General features: G+C 62.3%; 2 protein-coding genes. Both read right to left on the reverse strand.

Features of this window, described 5'->3' with window-relative positions; genetic code table 11:
• Positions 1–242 (reverse strand): sodium:solute symporter family transporter (locus ACEN88_RS32690; protein WP_413346422.1); only part of this gene is annotated, 242 nt, incomplete at its 3' end.
• 323 nt (positions 243–565) lie between these two features.
• Positions 566–976 (reverse strand): methyl-accepting chemotaxis protein (locus ACEN88_RS32695; protein ID WP_413346424.1); only part of this gene is annotated, 411 nt, incomplete at its 5' end.

The raw sequence follows: 976 nt of genomic DNA on the forward strand, positions 1-976 counted from the left end.
ATGGCCATGCCGATGCGGAAGCCCGAACCACTCATGCCGATGAACTGCTCGGCGGAGATGTTCGAGGCGATCAGCGACGCGCCGATGGCCCACCACGTGAGCGAGCCTTCGGCCAGGAAGTAGTCGTGCGAGGCGGAGGTGTTGGCGCTCTTCTTGCGGCGGTAGACCCACAGGCCGTAGCCTGCGACGACGACGAAGTAGAACAGGAAGACAATGGTGTCCAGGCGGGAGATCAGGTTCATGAGCGTTGTCTCGAATGACGGACAGTGCTCGAACGAGGCACCATCCGCTGGTTGTTATATCGTCCGCCGGAACCGGCGACGCCGGCTCCGAGCTTCCAATCTACAAGAGATTATCGGAAACGCTCAAGAAATGCTATTCCGAAAAGTCCTTTTTACACACTTTTATAACACAATTTGTTTGCGCAAACATCGCGATGCGATGGCGTAACGCGTGACGTTCGCCATGTGTTGGCGTAACGCGTGGGCTCGTTTCATTTGAGGCCCCCGGCCTCAAATGCCCGCCCTACGATGGTTTCGCGGTGTGAACAGACAGAGCATGAATGTCAGCCGACGACGAGCGCCCGGCTGCCGGACGAACGGCGCGCGGCCTCTTCCAGCTTGAACACGCTGACGAGATGGTCGAGCGCCTCGGCCTGTTCGTGCAGGCTCTGGGCCGCCGTCGCGGCTTCCTCGACGAGGCCGGCGTTCTGCTGGGTGACGGTGTCCATCTGCGAGACGGCCTTGTTCACCTGCTCGATGCCCGCACGCTGTTCGCGGCCGGCGTGGCTGATCTCGACCATCAGCTCGTGCATCTGCTGCACGGTCTGCAGCACTTCGCGCATCGTGGCGCCGGCTTCGGAGACGAGACCCGCGCCCGCTTCGACCTGCTGGACGGAGGCGCCGATCAGCTCCTTGATTTCCTTGGCGGCGGCGGCCGAACGCTGGGCCAGCGTGCGCACTTCGCCCGCCACGAC

This window comes from Massilia sp. CT11-108 (assembly GCF_047302915.1).
Taxonomy (GTDB): domain Bacteria; phylum Pseudomonadota; class Gammaproteobacteria; order Burkholderiales; family Burkholderiaceae_D; genus Telluria; species Telluria orientalis.